12 protein-coding genes are annotated in these 19,059 nt (G+C 65.9%); 2 read left to right on the top strand and 10 right to left on the bottom strand.

Features of this window, described 5'->3' with window-relative positions:
- Window positions 1–36: 36 nt before the first annotated feature.
- A complete protein-coding gene (locus ACW5IY_RS10110) occupies window positions 37–2,502 on the bottom strand; it encodes a GH92 family glycosyl hydrolase (protein WP_049434976.1) in 2,466 nt (821 codons plus the stop codon).
- Window positions 2,503–3,552: 1,050 nt separating this feature from the next.
- Here ACW5IY_RS10110 and ACW5IY_RS10105 point away from each other — a divergent pair.
- On the top strand, window positions 3,553–6,630 hold the full coding sequence (locus ACW5IY_RS10105; RefSeq protein WP_049436230.1) for a TonB-dependent receptor: 3,078 nt from the start codon (window positions 3,553–3,555) through the stop codon (window positions 6,628–6,630).
- Between the two features lie 199 nt (window positions 6,631–6,829).
- Complete coding sequence (locus ACW5IY_RS10100; protein WP_049436233.1) at window positions 6,830–7,024, top strand: heavy-metal-associated domain-containing protein; 195 nt, start codon at window positions 6,830–6,832, stop codon at window positions 7,022–7,024.
- A gap of 78 nt (window positions 7,025–7,102) precedes the next feature.
- Here ACW5IY_RS10100 and cueR read toward each other — a convergent pair whose 3' ends face one another.
- From cueR to ACW5IY_RS10055, 9 genes are all read right to left on the bottom strand, one after another.
- Window positions 7,103–7,558: a Cu(I)-responsive transcriptional regulator gene (gene cueR / locus ACW5IY_RS10095; protein WP_049436235.1), complete on the bottom strand. Its 456-nt coding sequence runs from the start codon at window positions 7,556–7,558 to the stop codon at window positions 7,103–7,105.
- Window positions 7,559–7,569: 11 nt separating this feature from the next.
- The gene (locus ACW5IY_RS10090) at window positions 7,570–10,071 is read right to left on the bottom strand and encodes a heavy metal translocating P-type ATPase (protein ID WP_049436237.1); all 2,502 of its coding nucleotides are present in this window, start codon (window positions 10,069–10,071) and stop codon (window positions 7,570–7,572) included.
- A 128-nt stretch (window positions 10,072–10,199) separates the two neighbouring features.
- Window positions 10,200–13,157: a TonB-dependent receptor plug domain-containing protein gene (locus ACW5IY_RS10085; protein ID WP_457327181.1), complete on the bottom strand. Its 2,958-nt coding sequence runs from the start codon at window positions 13,155–13,157 to the stop codon at window positions 10,200–10,202.
- A gap of 318 nt (window positions 13,158–13,475) precedes the next feature.
- Window positions 13,476–14,084, bottom strand: coding sequence for a hypothetical protein (locus ACW5IY_RS10080; protein ID WP_230080565.1), 609 nt, complete (start codon window positions 14,082–14,084; stop codon window positions 13,476–13,478).
- A gap of 167 nt (window positions 14,085–14,251) precedes the next feature.
- Window positions 14,252–14,989, bottom strand: a complete 738-nt coding sequence (locus ACW5IY_RS10075) for a copper homeostasis protein CutC (RefSeq protein WP_049436242.1) — start codon at window positions 14,987–14,989, stop codon at window positions 14,252–14,254.
- A complete protein-coding gene (locus tag ACW5IY_RS10070; RefSeq protein WP_049436244.1) occupies window positions 14,986–15,984 on the bottom strand; it encodes a N(4)-(beta-N-acetylglucosaminyl)-L-asparaginase in 999 nt (332 codons plus the stop codon). The genes ACW5IY_RS10075 and ACW5IY_RS10070 overlap by 4 nt, the downstream gene beginning before the upstream one ends.
- 51 nt (window positions 15,985–16,035) lie before the next feature.
- Window positions 16,036–17,058, bottom strand: a complete 1,023-nt coding sequence (locus tag ACW5IY_RS10065; RefSeq protein WP_049436245.1) for a glucokinase — start codon at window positions 17,056–17,058, stop codon at window positions 16,036–16,038.
- A gap of 84 nt (window positions 17,059–17,142) precedes the next feature.
- Window positions 17,143–17,427 carry a hypothetical protein gene (locus tag ACW5IY_RS10060; protein WP_005409434.1) on the bottom strand — a complete coding sequence of 95 codons (285 nt, stop codon included), beginning with the start codon at window positions 17,425–17,427 and terminating at the stop codon, window positions 17,143–17,145.
- A 34-nt stretch (window positions 17,428–17,461) separates the two neighbouring features.
- Window positions 17,462–19,051, bottom strand: a complete 1,590-nt coding sequence (locus ACW5IY_RS10055; RefSeq protein ID WP_049436247.1) for a calcineurin-like phosphoesterase C-terminal domain-containing protein — start codon at window positions 19,049–19,051, stop codon at window positions 17,462–17,464.
- Window positions 19,052–19,059: the final 8 nt, after the last annotated feature.

Here is a 19,059-nt window from a genome sequence, read left to right as displayed (position 1 = left end):
CCGTTCGCTGGGTCACCCCGAACGGCACAGTCCGGCTCAGCGCAGCTGGCTGCCCGGTGCCGCGCACCAGGACACCGGCAGGTCCTTCACCGCCGTGCCCCAGCCCTGCTCCGGCGCCTTCCCGTCGAGCGCGAAGCGCAGGCGCGGGCCCTGCTGCAGGCGGTCCCAGTCCAGCCACACCGGTGCATGCGCCTGTCCGTCGACCTGCACGCCCTGCACGTACTGCAGGCGGCGGCCGTCGGCGCCCGGCGCATCGATGCGCAGCGTGCGGCCATTGCCCATGTCCACTTCCACCTTGCTGAAGCGCGGGGTGTGCAACAGGAACTGGCCGCTGCCCGGCACCGCCGGGTACACGCCGATGGCGCTGAACAGGTACCAGGCCGACATCGTGCCGAGGTCATCGTTGCCGGTCACGCCGTTGGGCGCATTGGTGAACAACTGCTGCGCGGCGCGCACCACGGCCGCGGTCTTCCACGGCTGGCCGATCAGCGTGTACAGCCACGGCGAGTGCAGGTCCGGCTCGTTGTTCGGGTTGTAGCGGAACTGGTTGTAATAGCTGTACGGCCCGACCACCCACTCCTTGCGGGCGGCATTGAGCGGGTCGGCCTGCAGCGCGTCCATCGCGAAGAAGGCATCGAGGCGGCGGCCGGCCTGTTCGCGGCCGTCCATCGCCTCGACCAGGCCCGGCACGTCCTGCTGCGCCAGCCACTGGTACTGCCACGCCGTGCCTTCATGGAAACCGTGGTGCGAGCGCGGGCTGTAGTGGCCATCGGCCGGCGTGTACCACTGGCCATCCTCGGTACGCGGGCGAGGGAAACCGGTGAAGCCGGTCTCGGCATCACGCACCTGCGGGTCCCACACCTTGCGCCAGTTGCGGCCGCGCTCACGCAGCGTCGCCGCGTCCTGCGCATGGCCGAGGCCATCGGCCATCTGCGAGAGTGCGCAATCGGCCAGCGCATATTCCAGCGTGGCCGAGCCACCGTGGTGCGGATCGACGTCCATGCCCTTGGACGGGAACGCGCGGTCGTAGACCACGTAACCCTTGTCCAGGTATGTGGGATTGCCGGAGCGGCCGGCCATGCGCGAGTTCAGCGGCGGCGTGCCGAAGGCGTTGCGGCGCAGCGCATCCCACGCCTGCGATTCGCGCCCCTTGAGCGCGCCGAAGCGCCACAGGTCGACCATGAACGGCGTGACCGGATCGCCGGTCATGATGTTGGTCTCGAAGTTGGCATAGCCCCAGCGCGGCAGCCAACCGCCCTGTTCGTCGATCGCCAGCAGGGTCCGGCCGATATCGCGCGTCACGTCCGGGCGGGTCAGTGCCAACCACTGGTTCTGCGCGCGGTAGGTATCCCACAGCGAGAAGTACTCGTAGTAGGTCCAGCCGTCGGCACGGTGGATGCCATCGTCATAGCCGCGGTAGCGGCCGTCGGCGTCGTTGCCGGTCATCGGCTGTAGCAGCGCGTGGTAGACCGCGCTGTAGAACACCGCGCGGTCGTCGGCGTTGCCACCCTGCACGCGCACCCGGCCCAGCTGCTCGCGCCAGGATTGCTGGGACAGCGCACGCATGCGGTCGAAACCGAGCAGCGCCCCGCCCTGCATGCCGTCCGCGCGCAGGTTGATGCGCGCGCCTTCGGCATCCACATGCGAGATCGCGCTGACCGCCGTCACCGACTGGCCCTTGGCCAGGTCGAAGCTGAGCCAGGCCCCGTTCGGCTTCTGTTCGCCTTCCATGCTGTGGCGTGCGCCCGGCAGGCCACCGCCCTCGCCCCAGGTACCATGCGCCTTGAACGGACGGTCGAACTCGATGCGGAACCAGGTGGTGTACTGGTGGCCGCCACAGAAACTCTTGGTGACCAGCTTGCCTTCCACCACGCGGTCGCCGACCACATCGACCACGCTGCCGATCACCGAGTGGCGTTCGTTGGCCTGGCCGACATTGACCAGCACGTGGCCTTCGCCGCTGCGCTGGCTGAAGGTGTAGCGCTCGGCCGCAGCACGCGTACGCGCAGTGGTCTCGGCATCGATGCCGCCGTAGCTGGTCAGCCGCACCTTGTAATAGCCCGCCTGCCCGATCTCGCCGTCATGGGTGTACGACGAGGCATACGCCTTGTGGTCGAACTGCTTGGCGTTGCCGGTATCGAAATCACCGCCCGGGCCGATCGAGCCGGTCACCGGCAGCACCGACACCTGGCCGCCCTGCTCCCAGCAGCCTGCGCCGGAGATGAAGGAGTGGCCGAAACCGCGGACCTTCTCATCGTCATAGCGCCAGCCCGAGTAGTGGCTGCCGATCGGGCTGACCTGGATCAGGCCGAACGGCGCCGACGCGCCCGGGAACGTATTGCCATCGTCCTTGCTGCCGATGAACGTATTGACCTCGCGCTCCAACGCTGCCGGCGCGGCCTGCAGCAGCATCGGCGACGCCGACAGCGCGAGCAGGCAGGCCAGGCGCGCCAGCGGGCGCGAAGACAATGGGACGGCGGGAGCGGACGGCACTGGACGCATGTCGGGTTCCTGTAGTCGATGACAGGGAGGCAGACGGCCGGGGCCGTCCGGCGCCGTTCCGCTGAGCCTCGCCGTAACCGGCAGAAAGCTCCCCCTGGAATGACGCCCGACCCGTGCGACCGTGAATTTAGATCGATTCAAGTAGAGCATGCAGGTTCAGCCGAATGCATTCTGCGGCGCAGCATGAAAGGGGGTGTTCGGCAGGGCTGCGCCCTGCACCCGCTCCGAGCTGGAGCAACAGCAACAGCAGAAGCTGGTTTCCTGTGGAGAGTCGGGGTGGGTCCGGTTGCGGGGGACGCTGCAAGTACGTCCATGTAAGCTCGGTCGCCGCATCCATGCGGCTCACGCCCCCGCAACCGGACCCACCCCGCCTTCGACAGATCTCTGCGGTCTGTGGATCCACGCCATTCGTGGATGAATCTCTGTCGGATATCGAAATCAATCGGGGGTCAGATCCGTTTTCCAACGGAAAACGGATCTGACCCCAAGCCATTCCCCATGCCGTCCCCAGGACCCATCCAACCGTCACCGGGAAACTGTCGAAGGCAGGGCGGTGTCGGATTGCGGGGTGTCCGCGGCATGGATGCCGCGGCCAAGCCCCCATGGACGGGTTTACGGCGTCCCCGCAATCCGACACCGCCCTGCCCAACCCACAGACAACCCAGAGCCATTTTGGCTTTGGCTTTGGCTTTAGCTTTCGCTTTGGCTTCGGCAGGTGCAGGGCGCAGCCCTGCCGACCCACCCTCCCCTGCGCACGAAAACGATTTCACTGTTTTCAGCAAACCGTCATCCCTTCGCCACGCCAGTACCATATTGCGGAGCAGCATGCGCCCGCGGGCGACCCATGCTAAAAAACGCCCGCCCATCGCTTAGATCGATCCAAGAACGACACTGCGATGGCCGGGAGTTGGGGGAGCAGCAACAGGACGTACCAGGCCACGCGCACGGTGCTACTGCCACTGCATGGCAATAGCGACAATGTCACTTCAAATTAGATCGATTCAAGTTGTCCGTGCCACGTCACCGGATCAATCCAGGAGAGAGGGAGAGATGGGAATGAAGCATTCAACACGTACGCATGGCCAGGACGCACTGGCGTTGGCCATCGCGCTGGCCTTGGCCGCCGCCGTCATTCCGGCTGGCGCCGCCGCGCAGCAGGCCGCTTCCACCGGCGCGCAGGAAGCCACCAACCTGGACAGCGTCCAGGTCACCGGCTACCGCTACGCCATTGAAAAGAGCCTTGAGCAGAAGCGCGACGCCAACGCCGTGGTCGAAGTGATCACCGCCGAAGACGTCGGCAAGTTCCCCGACAAGAACGTGGCCGACGCACTGCAGCGCGTGCCCGGCGTGGTCATCACCCGCAGTGGCGGCGAAGGCAAGACCGTCAGCGTGCGCGGCCTGGCACCCGACCTGACCTTGACCCAGTTGAACGGCAACTACGTCGCCACGTCGGAAACCAACGACGAAGCGACCCGTTCGTTCAACTACACCCTGCTGCCGTCGAACATGCTGTCCAGCGCGGAGCTGTTCAAGTCGCCGGAAGCGCGCATCGACGAAGGCGGCATCGGCGGCACGGTCATCCTGCACACCCGTCGTCCGCTGGACATGGAATCCAACTCGGGTTTCGTCACGCTTGAGGGCACCTCCTCCGATACCCACCACGATATCGACCCGCAGGCCTCGGCCCTGTATTCGTGGCACAGCAAGGACGAGCGTTTCGGCGTGCTGATCGGCGTGACGCAGCAGAAGCGCACCACCCGTACCATGGAAGCCAGCACCGAGGACTACCAGTGGTATGGCGCCGGCAAGGCGCGCGATGCCTATGGCAACGTGCCGGCGCAGGATGGCATCCACTACTGGTGGGGCAAGTCCGGTTTCAACAACCAGACCGGCGGCAACTACAGCGACTTCTTCATGCCGACCTCGGTCAACTTCGCGGTGAAGGAAGAAAAGCGCGAACGCAAGGGCGGCCAGCTGACCTTCCAGTTCAAGCCGGTCGACAACGTCACGATGACGGCCAACTACTTCCGCTTCGAACTGCAGGGTGATTACACCCAGAACATGCTGAAGATTCCGGAATGGAGCATGGCCCGCTTCAACGGCGATGGAAACTGGGCCGGTGGCCGCCTGCTCAACGGCCTGGACTTCGACCCCAGCGGCAACACCGTTACCGGTGCCCAGTTCGAAAAGCTGGCGGGGAAAACCTACTACTGCAGCGAAGACCAGGCCAAGGCTGCCGGCCTCAAGCCCGGTGGCTGGGGCCCGGACGACTGCACGGTTCCGACGCCGCAGCTGACCGGTGGCTACAGCAAGGAAAAGGCGCTGTCGCAGACCGCTGACCTGACCATCGACTGGGACATCAGCCCGCTGTGGAAGGCCTCGTTCACCGGCGGCCGCACCTGGTCCGAAGGTGGTCCGTCGATGAACTTCCGGATGTCGGCCAAGCCGCGCCGCAAGGTCGGCAACGATTACCTGTCGGGCAATCTGTACAGCGCCTGGGATCTGACCGGCACGCCCTCGGCCACCTTCTCGCCCGACCTGCAGCAGCAGCTGATGAACGGCATCGCCGAAGTCGACACCGGCTCGACCGATTCGTCGTGGAAGCGCACCGAAGTCAAGCAGAACTACTTCCAGGCCGATGTGACCAAGCTGTTTGAATCGGGCTGGCTGGACTCGATCCAGTTCGGTGCCAAGTACCGCGATGGCAAGGTCCACCGCAACACCGGCAACACCTACTGGACCTGCCAGGGCCGCGATCCCGCCGACTACAAGGACGGCCGCTACCAGGCAGGTTGCGACCCCACTGCCGGCGACGCGCAGCCCGGCTTCTTCCTGTCCAATCCGATCAGCAACATTGCAGGCGGCTTCAATGCCAACGTGTTCCCGGGCATCAACTACCCTGCGTACATCGACTATCTGAACAAGACCTACGGTGGTTCGCACAACCGTACCGAAGAAGACTTCGTCTACAACGTCAACGAGAAGATCTACTCGGGCTACTTCCAGGCCAACTTCCGCACCGAGCGCCTGCGCGGCAATGTCGGTGTGCGCGTGGTTCGCACCAAGCAGTTCGCGCAGTCCTCCGACTCGATCGAGAAGTTCAACGACTACTTCCTGGACAACGCGTCCGGTGCGCCGATGGCGTGCACCGATCCAGCCGCTGCGGCCTATCCGGGCTATGGCTGCGAGAGTGGCTTCGTGCGACTGCCGTATGATCTGGCGCAGAGCAAGACCCATGAACTGATCGGCGTCGACCGCACGTATACCGATATCCTGCCGAGCTTCAACATCGCCTGGGACATCACTGACACCCTGGTGCTGCGCGGCGCCGCGTCAAAGGTCATCGCCCGTCCGGGCTACACCGATATCGCCACTCCGGGCGCTCTGAGCTTCTACAGCGCCGAATACGTCGACGATCGTCGCGTCGCCGGCGGTGCGCCGAACCCGGGTTGGGCCGGCGAAGGCAGCAACAAGCAGCTGCAGCCGTTCAAGGCCACGCAGTACGACCTGGGCCTGGAATGGTACTTCCAGCCGGGCGCCGTGGCCGGTGTCGGCCTGTTCCGCAAGGACGTGAGCAACTTCACCGTGCCGGTCGTGCGCGACACGCAGATGGCTGTCGGCGGCGAAGTGGTGACCGTGCAGAACTACAAGACCAAGGCCAATGGCCAGGATGGTGTTTCGCAGGGCGTGGAACTGTATGGCCAGTACACCTTCGATTTCGGCTTCGGCGTGCAGGCCAACTACACCTACAACGACACCAACCTGGCATCGATCGTGATTGACGGACAGAACATCGGCTCGTCGCCGCTGGTCGGCAGCGCCAAGAACCAGGCCAACGTCACGGTGTTCTACGAGAACGACAAGTTCCTTGCGCGTGCCTCGTTCAACCGTCGCGGCGAAGTGGTGGGCGGCCTGCAGAACGGCATGACGGTCTACACCGAGCCGTATGACCAGCTGGATCTGAACGTGGCTTACAACCTGACCCCGGACTGGACTCTGACCGCCTCGGTGATCAATGCCACCAAGTCCGAGCAGCGCGTGCACCTGGGCAATGACACCAAGGCCCGTCTCGTCTCCAACACCTACGCAGGCCGCCAGCTGTACTTCGGCGCGACCTGGAAGTTCTGAAGCACCACGGGTTGCGCGGGTTCGCCCGGCGCAACCCACGCCCTGCTCCGGCGGGGACGTTCCTCCACGGCAGCCACGCTGGTACAGGTGGCTGCCGTTTTTTGTCGGCGCCTTGCCTGTCGTTCAGCCCAGCACTTGACCCTGCCATCGTTGGAAGGTGCACACTGACTCCACCCCAAGAACACCGAAGGAGCTACAGATGGAATTCCATGTTGACGGCATGACCTGCGGTGGTTGCGCGCGCAGCGTGACCCGCGCGATCCAGCAGATCGATCCGAACGCAAGCGTGGTTGCCGACCCGCCGACCGGCCTGGTCAAGGTGCAGACCACCGCGTCGCAGGAACAGGTGTTCGCCGCGGTGAACGATGCCGGTTTCCCGCCGCGTACCGTCTGATCCCCTGCCCTGCGTCCACAAGGAAGCCCGCCCCGTGTACTGACACAGGGCGGGCTTTTTGGTGCATGTGAAATCGATTTACTGCTTCTGTGCGCGTCGCCACACCGCACCGGTCTTTGCCGTATCGACCGGCACCGGCGTCTCATCGTCCTCACCCAGTCGCTGCAGGATCGGGCATTCCGGGCGCTCGTCGCCCGCACAGCAGCTGATCAGCGACTTCAGCGTGTCGGCCATCTGCCGCATGTGCTCGATGCGCTGTTCCAGATCGGCAATGTGCTGTTCGGCCAGATGCTTCACGTCGGCACTGTGCCGCGAGGTGTCGTTCCAGAGGCCCAGCAGATCGGTGATTTCGGCTACCTGGAAGCCGAGATCGCGCGCACGGCGGATGAAACGCAGGCGGTGGATGTCCGCCTGCGAATACGCCCGATAGCCCGACTCGGTTCTATCAGCGGCGGGAATCAGGCCGATCTGCTCGTAGTAGCGGATCATCTTCGCCGACACGCTGGAGGCCTTGGCAGCGTCACCGATGTTCATGCGGATCTCCTTCAGTGGGTGGCAGCGGCGGCGTCCGCCATCGGTGCCTGGAAGCGGCGCAGGCGCAGTGCATTGCCCAGCACGAACACGCTGGACAGCGCCATCGCACCGGCCGCGAACACCGGCGACAGCAGCACGCCCCAGACCGGGTACAGCACGCCGGCCGCGACCGGAATCAACGCCGTGTTGTAGGCGAACGCCCAGAACAGGTTCTGCCGGATGTTGCCCAGCGTCGCCTTGGACAGCGCGATGGCATTCGGTACGCCCTGCAGGTTGCCCGACATCAGCACCACATCGGCCGACTCCACCGCGATATCGGTGCCGGTACCGATGGCCAGGCCGACATCGGCTTCGGCCAGTGCCGGCGCATCGTTGATGCCATCACCGACGAAGGCCACGTGGCCATGCGTAGCCTTCAGGCGGCGCACCGCTTCGACCTTGCCTTCCGGCAGCACTTCGGCCACCACCTCATCGATGCCCAGCTGGCGCGCGATCGCCTGCGCGGTACCGGCGTTGTCACCGGTGATCATCGCCACCTTCAGGCCGAGCTGGTGCAGTGCCGCGATTGCGGCCGGCGTGCTCGGCTTGATCGGATCGGATACCGCGATGATCGCGGCCAGGCGGCCGTCGATGGCGGCATACAGCGGCGACTTGCCCTGGGTGCCCAGCTCTGCCGCCAGCGTCGCAAACAAAGTGATGTCCACGCCCAGATCGCGCATGAAGCGATCAGCACCGACCTCCACCCGCGCACCATCGACGTTCGCACGCACGCCCATTCCGGTGACCGATTCGAAATCGACCATCGACGGCAGTGCGATGCCCTGTTCAGTGGCTGCATCGACGATGGCGCGGGCGATCGGATGCTCCGAGCGCGATTCCACTGCGGCCACTGCCGCCAGCACCGTGCTGCGGTCGAAACCGTCCGTGATCTCGAGCTCGGTCAGGCGCGGGCGGCCCTCGGTCAGCGTGCCGGTCTTGTCCACCGCAACCACCTGCGCGTCCTTCAGCAGTTGCAGCGCTTCACCCTTGCGGAACAGCACACCCATCTCCGCGCCACGGCCAGTACCGACCATGATCGAGGTTGGCGTGGCCAGGCCCATCGCGCAGGGGCAGGCAATGATCAGCACCGCCACCGCATTGACCAGCGCGAAGCTCAGCGCCGGCGATGGCCCGAAGATCAGCCAGACTGCGAAGGTCGCCAGCGCGGCCAGCATCACCGCCGGCACGAACCAAAGCGTGACCTTGTCGACCACCGCCTGGATCGGCAGCTTCGAGCCCTGCGCCTGTTCGACCATGCGGATGATCTGCGCCAGCATCGTCTGCGCGCCCACCGCCGTCGCGCGCACCGTCAGCGCACCCTTCTGGTTGACCGTGCCACCGACAACGCTGCTGCCCGACTGCTTCTCGACCGGAATCGGCTCGCCGCTGATCATCGACTCGTCGATGTAGCTGCGACCGTCGACCACCTCGCCATCGACCGGCACGCGCTCGCCCGGGCGTACTTCCACCACGTCGCCGCTCAGCACTTCATTGACCGGAATATCGATGCTGCGGCCGTCACGGATCACATGCGCGACCTTGGCCTGCAGGTTGACCAAGCGCTTGATCGCTTCGGAGGTACGGCCCTTGGCCCGAGCTTCAAGGAAGCGGCCGAGCAGGATCAGCGCGACGATTACCGCTGCCGCTTCGTAGTAGACGTTCACCGTGCCCGGCGGCAGCAGCCGCGGTGCAAAGGTCGCTACCACCGAATAACCGAACGCCGCGGCGGTGCCCACCGCCACCAGCGAATTCATGTCCGGCGCAAGCCGCAGCAGCGCCGGGAAACCCTTCTGGTAGAAACGGCGGCCGGGAATGGCCAGTACCAGCAGGGTCAATGCGAACTGCAGATACCAGCTGGTCTGCATGCCGATGTTGGCCATCACCCATTCGTGCATGCCGGGAATCAGGTGCGAACCCATCTCCAGCACGAACACCGGTAGCGCCAGCGCGGACGCCACGATCAGATCGCGTTTCAGTTCGGCGCGCTCGGCATCCTTCTTTTCTGCAGCCTCATCGTCGGACTGCACGCCGGCCTCGATCAGGTGTGCGGCGTAGCCGACCTTGTCGATGGCCGCCACCAGCGCGTCAACGCCTGCCACGCCGCGCACGGTCGCACGCTCCGTCGCCAGGTTCACGCTGGCCTGGCTGACGCCTGGCACCGCCAGCAGCGCGCGCTCCACGCGACCCACGCAGGAGGCGCAGGTCATGCCTTCCACGGCCAGTTCAATGGTGGCGGCAGGCACGTCGTAGCCCACCCGCTCCACCGCCTGGATCAGCGCGGCCCGATCGACCGGGCCGGACGGGCGGATATCCGCGCGCTCGGTGGCCAGATTGACCGAAACACTGCCCACACCTTCGACCTTGGACAGCGCGGCCTCGACCCGGCCGACACAGCTGGCGCAGGTCATGCCCTCGATGGGCAGGCTGATGGTGGCGGGGCTTGCGGGGGCTGCAATGGCGCGGGGCGTGCTCATGATCGGATTCCCGGGGTTCCTTCTGGATGCGGACAGGCTAAACCTTGCCATCGTGGGAAGGTCAAATCCAGCCGCCCCGTCCAGCCGGTAGCGCCGGGCCATGCCCGGCGTACCGCCCGCTATCCGCCTCAGAAGGTGAACACGTACTCCAGCGCGAACTCGCGGCCCACCGCGCCGAGCAGGCGGGTCGGGGCGAAGTCATAGTCCAGCTTGTACGGATCCTTGTGGTTCCAGCTGGCCGAATTGAACACGTTGTTGACGTAGACGTTGACCTTGGCGCGTTCGGTCACCTGGTAGCCCATGTTGAAGTTCCAGGTAATGAACGGCCCGACCCGCCCGTAGTAACGCGTGGTCTGCTGGCCGGCGTTCGGGTTCGGGTTGGGCGAGCCATCCGGACGTGTTGCCGGTTCCAGGCAGTTCAGCGACGGGCTGTCGCTGGGCACATAGCCATCAGCGAACGGCAAGCAGCCACCCGGGTTGTTCAGGCGATCGGTGCCCCAGTGGTAGCGCACGCCCGGCACCGAACCGATGCGGTCGGCATAGACATTGGCGTTCCAGTTGCCGCGCTGCCAGGCCAGGCTCGCGCGCAGCTTGCTGCGCAGGTCGCGGTCACGACGCTCCGGGTTCGGGTCGTTGGCGTAGCGCTGTTCCTTGGTCGAGATCTGGTTGGTGTAGTTCAGGCCCAGCTGGAAGCTGCCCCACTGCGCGGTTTCCAGGCGATAGCGCGCGGTCAGGTCGATACCGCGCACTTCCCTGCTGGCCAGGTTGAACGGGCCGCGCTCGATCGATACCAGACGGCCATTGCTGTCGCGGTTCACGCGGGCCAGGATGCCGGCACAGTACTCGCCACCGGCCGGATTGGCCCACGGTGTACCGTCCATGTTCTTGCCGGTCAGGCAGCCGGCTTCGCTGGCCAGCACCTCATCGGCGCCGACGTCGACGATCATGTCTTCCAGCTTGATCGCCCAGTAGTCGGCACTGACCGACAGATTGGGCATCACATCCCAGACAAAACCGACCGTCCACGAATCGCCGGTTTCCGAACGCAGCAGTGGCGTGCCGCGGCGGTTCACGTCGAAGGTGTACCAGACGTCGGTGTTGCCCACGCCGCAGTTGTTGACCAGGTAAGCGCCGCTCTGGATGCAGCGCAGGCGGTCATAGGTCTGCACTTCGGAGCTGCTCGGCTGGCCCAGCAGGTAGTGCATGTCCGGCGCATGGAAACTGGTGGCGTAGGAACCACGCACCAGCAGCGACTCCACCGGGCGCCATTCCAGGCCGACGTTCCAGGTGGTTTCCTTCTGGCTGCCGATGTCCAGCGCTTCGCCGCTGTTATCAGCCTTGTAGTTGCCATAGCGGTCATAGCGCGCGGCCGCAGTGGCGGTCACGCTCTCCAGCAGCGGAATCTTGAACTCGACGCCGGCCGAATAGCGGGTGCGCTCGCCGCCGCCGCGATCGACGTTCTGCAGGTCGAAGTCGATGCCGGCGCGCGGGTCGGGGCCGAGGTGATAGCCCTGCTGCGCGACTTCGGCCACCGCCGCGAACGAAATCGGACCCGCCCAGCCCTGGAACAGCTCGCCGGTGATGTCCGCCGAAGCCTGGTTGACCCACGATGACGCGCGATTCCTGGCCACCGTGCCCATCTGCCAGTACTGGTCCGGCGTCAGCGGATTCCACCAGCGCGATTCGTTCAGTGCGTAGATCGCCTCGCCATCGGCGGTGGTGCCCAGCTTCGGACCCAGGAAGTAGTCATACGACTTCTGCTTGTCGACCACGTTCTGCCGTTCTTCAACGCGGTAGTAGGAACGCCCCACTGTGGCGCTCCAGTCGAAGCGGTCAGCGAGGCGGCCACGCAGGCCGGCGCTCCAGTCCCAGGACAGTTCGCGGTTGGTGTTGCGCAGCGTATCCACGCCGCCGACTTCATTTGGCGTGAACTGGCGCACGCCCAGGATCGGGCGGTTGCGGTTGGCATCCCAGTAGTAGCCGTTGTCGTCGTCGATCAGCGACACGCTCGGCGGATTGGTGCCCCAGATCGCTTCGGAGCGGTAGACGGCCAGGTTGGTCCAGGCCTGCAGGTTATTGCTGAAGTCGAAGGTGGCATACAGGTTACCGGACACGTTCTCGGCACCGCCCGTAAGCAGCCAGTTGGCATAGTCCGCACTCATTCCGCACAGGCGGCCGGTGTTGGTGATGGTGTTGGCGGCGTAGTTGTAGACCAATCGATCGGCGGTGTAGTACTCGCCGTCGAACTTCTCGCAGGTGCCGGTGGGCGGCGCCAGGCGCTGGCCGGTGGTCGGATCGATCAGCGCCAGGCCGGCGGTGGGACGGAAGCCGACCTTGCGTTGTTCCATGTTCCAGGACGGATACGGTGCATCATCGGCGTCGTCCATCTGCGGGCGGTCACGGCCAAACAGCGGGTCGCGCTTGGTGTACTGCAGCGCGTAGGTCACGCTCCAGTTGTCGCCGGTCTTGCCGCCGGCCCAGGACAGATCCCACGTATCGCGGCCGCCTTCGGTGGAGGTACCGCCGCGCACGCGCACTTCGTCGCCGTCGTAGTTGGTTTTCAGGATGACGTTGACCACGCCGGCGATCGCATCCGAACCATAGATGGCCGAGGCGCCACCGGTCAGCACTTCGATGCGCTCCACCGCCGCGGCCGGAATGTTGCCGTAGTTGGAGAAGTTGGTTTCACCGCCATACGGCAGCGGGTAGTCCGCCACGCGACGGCCGTTGACCAGCAACAGCGAGCGGTTCGGGCCCATCCCGCGCAGGTTCAGGCCGCTGGCATTGGGCGTATGCGAGCCCCACTGCGAGGCGGCTTCAACAGTGCCGGTCGCTTCGGTGAGGGTCTTCAGCGCGTCGTACACGCTGACGAAGCCTTCCTTCTGGATCTGCGCGGCGGTGATCACATTGACCGGTGCCGGGCCTTCGACACTGGCGCGCTTGATGCGCGAGCCGGTGACGGTGACCGCATCGAGATCCTTGGTGGACGAGCTTGAGGCTTCCTGCGCATTGGCAGCCAGGGGAAGCAGGGCCAGGACCAGGGCCTGGGACAGCAGGTGACGGCGCTTGCGGACGATCTGAGCCATGGGCGGTTGCTCTTCGAAAGTGTGGACGCACGGACGGGTGGTGGCGCGGCACTACGGCTGATCCGAGCGCATGGATCGGTTCAAGACCGTCGCGGCGCCCTCCCCTGTGGATCGATCCAAACTAAAGCACAGCTGAACCATGCACGGCATGCGGCGGCGCACAAACCGGCGACGGCGTGCCGTTGTTGGCTACCGGTATCGAGAGTAATCAATGGGTTGCGGACTATCGCTGAGAGATCGGCGCAGGAATGCATGACACGATTGCGACAATCACGCGCGGAACAGTTTTGTCCGCACTCAAGGATTTGCAGCACCCGGTTAATCCACAACAAAGCGATTGTTGCGGAGCAGATAGTAGTGTGAAGCATCGCTTCCGGGCCCACTCCCCCACCACTGGATGGTGAACCCATCCCGTTGCCAGGTAACCGAGGAGAAGTCGGACTCGCCGCCCGCTTGCCCCGAGTTCTGGCTGGCCAGTGACACATTCTCAAGGCAACTGCTGATCCGTATCCTGCCCCGCTCCACGGGCTCCAGCGGCATCACTTCGTAGACGAAGAGATGGATCTCGCGCCCAGCGCCGCAAAGGCCCATCGGGTTATCCGCATTGGAATCGAATACCTGATACAGCGCGCGAAAACGCCTCGCCCCGATTCGATGTTCACGTGTGTCGAGGAACGCGCCCCGCGCGGTTGGCTCAAGCCTCACACCAACCATTTCGGGGTCAACCTGCAGGTCCTTGTCGGCAGCCACCTCCCGCCCCCACTCCGGTGCATGCCTTTCACGTGCGCCGATTGCAATGGCTGGCACCGCGCAGACAAGCAGCAGGAACAGTCGAAACATGCGGGAATTCGTTGGCGAACGACGGTATGAACCACTATCGACAATCACCGACTGCGCCGCCATGCGACGGCGCACCAGCGTATCCATTTCAACGACTTGGTCTGCCCCCCCTAGCCGTTCGAACGTGCTGTAAGCGTCACTTCTTCGGCCGCAACGATGGGCAGGCCCGAGGTCGGAGCCCTTCTGCGAAGGGATCCGACCCCGGGCCCAAAGAGCAGCCGAGCGTGGGCTCGGCTCTACAAAGAAGAAGCGGGCTACCTTGCGCCGTCCAGCGTCTGCCGCAGCGCGGCCACGGTCGCGGTGCTGGTCTGGCTCCAGTCCGGATCCAGTCCGCGCAGGGCCGGATTCTGGAACTGCATGGCCGAGCGCCGCAGGCCTTTCGCCGAGGCGTGCAACTCGGCGCAGCCGCTCCGTCGCGCGACGGCGGCGATATTGGCCGGGCCCAGCCCGGCGCCGGCCATCACACTGATGCGTCCCGCCGCCTGCGTGACCAGGCCCGCCAGCACATCCGCGCCGGCCTCGGCGCTGACCTGGCCGCCCGAGGTCAGTACGCGCTGGCAGCCCAGCCCGATCACCTGCTCCAATGCGGCAGGCAGATCGCGGGCGGCGTCGAAGGCGCGATGGAAGGTCACCTGCAACGGCCCGGCGGCCTGCATCAGTTCACGGCACAGCGCCACGTCGATGCCGCCCTGCACATCCAGCGCGCCGATCACCACGCCATCGCAGCCCAGTGCGCGGCACTGCGCGATGTCACGCAGCATCAGTTCGGTTTCCAGCGCGTCGTAGTGGAAGTCGCCCGGGCGCGGACGCACCAGTACGAACAGCGGAATCGACAGGCGTTCGCGGGCAATCGCGATGCTGGCGAACGACGGCGTGGTGCCACCCTCGGCCAGGTTGTCGAACAGCTCGATGCGGTCGGCGCCGCCGGCCTGCGCGGCCAATGCCGAGGCCAACGAGTTGCTGGCGATCTCCAGGGTGAGCCGCTTGCTCACGCCTGCGTGCTCGTGTAGATCGACGGCGAATCGCGCAGCTCATCCTGGCGCTGCGCATCGCACACGGCGTAGACGAAGCCGCGATGCAGCGCGTAGGCGCCCACCTCGCCCTGCTTGTTCAGGGCCAGGAAGCACACCTGCAGGGTCTTGCTCGCCTCCGGCCGCTTGCGCACCACACGGTCGATCGCCTCGCGACATGCCTGCGCCGGCGAGCGCCCCTGGCGCATCAGCTCGACCACCAGGAACGAAGCAGCGTTGCGGATCATCTCCTCACCTACGCCCGAGGCGGTGGCCGCACCCACTTCGTTGTCGACATACAGGCCGGCACCGATGATCGGGCTGTCGCCGACCCGGCCGTGCAGCTTCCAGGCCATACCGCTGGTGGTGCAGGCACCGGCCAGATGGCCCTTGGCATCCAGCGCCAGCATGCCGATGGTGTCGTGGTTGTCGCTGTTGCCGGGAATACCCCGGCGCTCGGCGTTGATCTGCGGCTGGTACTTCTCGGTCTTCAGCCACTCGCGCCAGGCCGCCTCGGCCTGCGGCGTCAGCAGGTGCTGGCGTTCGAAACCCTGCTGCACCGCGAACTGCTGCGCGCCCTCGCCCACCAGCAGCACATGCGGGCTGTTCTCCATCACTTTGCGGGCCACCGAGACCGGATGCAGGATGTCGACCAGCGCGGCCACCGCACCACAACGGCCATCGCCATCCATGATGCTCGCGTCCAGGCTCAGCACGCCGTCGCGATCCGGGTTGCCGCAGTGGCCGACGGTCGGGTTGCACAGCTCGCTCTCGGCCCAGCGTGCGCCCGCTTCCACCGCATCCAGTGCGCTGCCGCCCTGCGCCAGCACCTTCCATGCGGCCTGGTTGGCCGGCACGCCGAAGTCCCAGGTCGAAACCACCTTGGCCCCACCCTGCGTGCGCGCCTGCACGCCCGGCAAAGCCGCCATGCCTGCGGCCAGTGCGCCGGCCTGCAGGAACTGCCTGCGATCCACCATCTTCCCCTCCCAGTCTGCAATGTGCGGCCGGCCCGATGCCGGTCGCAGCGATCAGTCGTGCGCGGGCTGCCGTGCGGCGTGCCAGACCGCTGCGCCGAGTACGCCCAGCTGGCCGTGCTCCACGCGCCATACCGGCACCTGGCGCAGCACCTCGGTCAGCACGCCCTTGTTGAGGAAGCGCTCACGGAAACGGCCATCGGCCAGGAAATCCTGCACGTGCGCGGAAATGCCGCCGGCCAGGTACACCGAGCGTGCACCGACGGCGATCGCTGCGTCGCCGGCCAGGCTGCCCAGCCAGGCGCAGAACACCTGCAGCGTCTCCACCGCCAGCGCGTCTTCACCGCTGCGGGCGGCACCGATCAGTGCTTCGGTGCTGATCCACACCGGGGTGACGCCGCGCAGCTCGCACATACACGGGTACAGGTTCATCAGGCCACTACCGGACAGCACGCGCTCGTTGTCCACGTGCGCCCAGCGCTGCAGCAGCTTGCCCAGCACCTGCAGTTCCAGCGCGTTGCCGGCGCCGAGCGCGGCATGGCCGATCTCGCTGGCCAGCACCGGGCGCTCGCCATCGGCGAAACGCAGCGCGGCGCCCAGGCCGGTGCCCGCGCCCAGCACCAGCGCCGGGAACGCCTGCGCCGGATCGGCGTCGCCGTTCAGTGGCACCAGCGTCTCGCGCTGCAGGTACGGGATGGCCAGTGCCACCGCCTCGAAATCATTGATCAACTGCAGCTCGCGCAGCCCGGACTGCGCGCGGGTGGCCGACAGCGAGACCGTCCACGGCAGGTTGGAATTGATCAGTACATCGCCATCGAGCAGGCCGGCGATGGCCACCACCGCAGTCTGCACCGGCTGGCCAAGGCCTGCGGTGAAATCGGCCAGGATCGCGGCCAGGCTGGGGTGCTCGGCGCAGGCATAGGTGCGATGGCTGCCCAGCAGCGGCGCCTGGCCGGGTTGGGTTTCAGCCAGCGCAAGGCGGGCGAAGGTGCCGCCGACATCGGCGACCACCAGACAGCGCGGAGGACCGCCGCGGGCGGAGTCGGAGGAAACCGGGGACGCTGCTGCGATGGTCACGCTGGCCTGCTTGGATCGATTGAATCGCCCCGATTCTCAGGCATCGGGGCGGCTTTGCCTAGCACGCCGATGATTCAGGTTGGCCTACATGCCTTCCTGTTCGGCCACCTGCACACCATCCACCAGCACGCGCAGCCGCTGCGGGCGGAAGCCGGCAAACAGCAGCGGCCGGGTGCGCTCGACCAGCACTTCATGGCCGGCGATGTGGCGCAGCCACGACTGTACCAGCGAGAACGAGAAGTGGGTGCCCGGATGCAGCGGGTGCTGCACCCAGACCTTCTCGGTGGCGCTCTGCAGCAGCATCGCGCCGGTGAACCAGTGGCGGCTGAGGGTCACCGGCGTGGTGCCGGCCATGAAGCGTATATCCATGCGGGTCCTTTCGCTGGAGAGGCCTTGCGGCGTGTCAGGGCTGGGCAGTCTGCAGGCTGTAGCTGGTGCTGGCGGTGAACACCGCACCGTCAGGCTGGGTGGAGCGCACCTCGACCTTGTGGCTGCCCACCGCCAGATCGGTCGGCAGCGCGCCACGCCACAGGTGCGGCGATGCGGTGGCCTCCGGCGAGCGGTCGTAGCCACGCAGGCTGTCAGCCAGATCGTCGGCCACGTTCTCCACCATCAGGCGCGGATCGGGCTGGCTGACCTGCTTCATCGGCTGCCAGGCGCCGCCATCGACGCGGTACTCGACCACGCTGGCATCCTCACCCATGTAGACGTTGGCATAGATGCCCCACGCCGGGTAGGCCCCCTGGCGCAGCACCTTCGGTGCGTGCAGGCCGATCTGCTCGCTGGCCGGTTTGCCGGCCACGCGGTACTGCAGTTTGTAGCTGCCATTGCCGGCCACGTCGAGCAATGCATAGCCCTTCGGCGTGCCATCGCTCATGGTGCTGTCCGGCACGCCGGCGGCATTCTTTACGCCCGACCAGAACGCGCCGCAGTTGGCACCCACGTTGTATTCGTGCAGCGGCTTGTCGCCGTTCCAGCCCTCGGCCTTGCCGTGGTAGACGTGCTGCTGGGTGTGGCTGTGGCCGCTCAGCACCAGCACGTTGCGGAAATCCTTCAACAGGTCGAACAGGCGCTGGCGGTCAGCATGGCGGAAGGTCTCGCGACCCGGTGCGGCGTCGAAAAGCGGGATGTGCATGCCCAGCACCAGCAGGCGGTCCTTGTGCAGGCCCTTCAGGTAGCTGGCGAGGAAGGCGAACTGGTCTTCGCGCAGGCCGCCGATGTACTTCGGCTTGGCCTTGGGGTCGTACACCACGTCGTCCAGGAACACGAAACTGGCGCCCCCCTCCTCCACCGCGTAGGTATCCGGGCCGTAGATGTTGCGCCAGCTGTCCAGCGAGTGCTCATCGCTGGCGGCATCGAAGTCGAGGTCGTGGTTGCCCGGCACATGGAACCACGGCACGCCAAGTTCGGTGGTGACCTTGTTGATCGCCGGATACAGGGTCAGGTCGTCGTTGACGATGTCACCCAGGGTGGTGCCCATGCGCGCCTTGGTCTGCCCGACCAGCGGCGCCACGATCGACTGCTGGTAGTAGCCGATGTCCTTCAGGCTGGCGGTCTGCGAATCGGTGAACACCAGCATCTGGAAACCACGGCGGCTGTCATGGCGATCCGACTGCAAGGCGAAATCCCAGTTGCGGGTGACGTCGCTGGTGGCGGCGATGCCACCGTACTTCAGCGCCGGCGAACCGTTCGGACGGTAGTGGCGCCAGAACGAGGGCAGGCCATCGGCCGCCTTCGGGAAGGAATACGCATCGGGCTTGATCACGAACACGGTCTGGCCATCACGCACCGGCAGGCTGTAGCTGCCGTCGGCGGCGGTCTTGACGAGGGTCTCGCCGTTGGAGACCTGCACCCCGGCCAGGCCCGGATCGGTCGCACCGCGACCCGGCCGGCCGTCGCGTTCCAGATAGACCTTGCCGGTGACCACAGTGTCCGCGGCCCAGGCCGGCGAGGTCAGCAACAGGCAGCACAGCCAGGCGGCAGGCAGTTTCATGGGCGGTC

The sequence above is a fragment of the Stenotrophomonas sp. C-A genome (assembly GCF_054030835.1).
The sequence above is the reverse complement of the archived record's forward strand: the minus strand, read 5'-3'. Positions and strand labels throughout refer to the sequence as shown.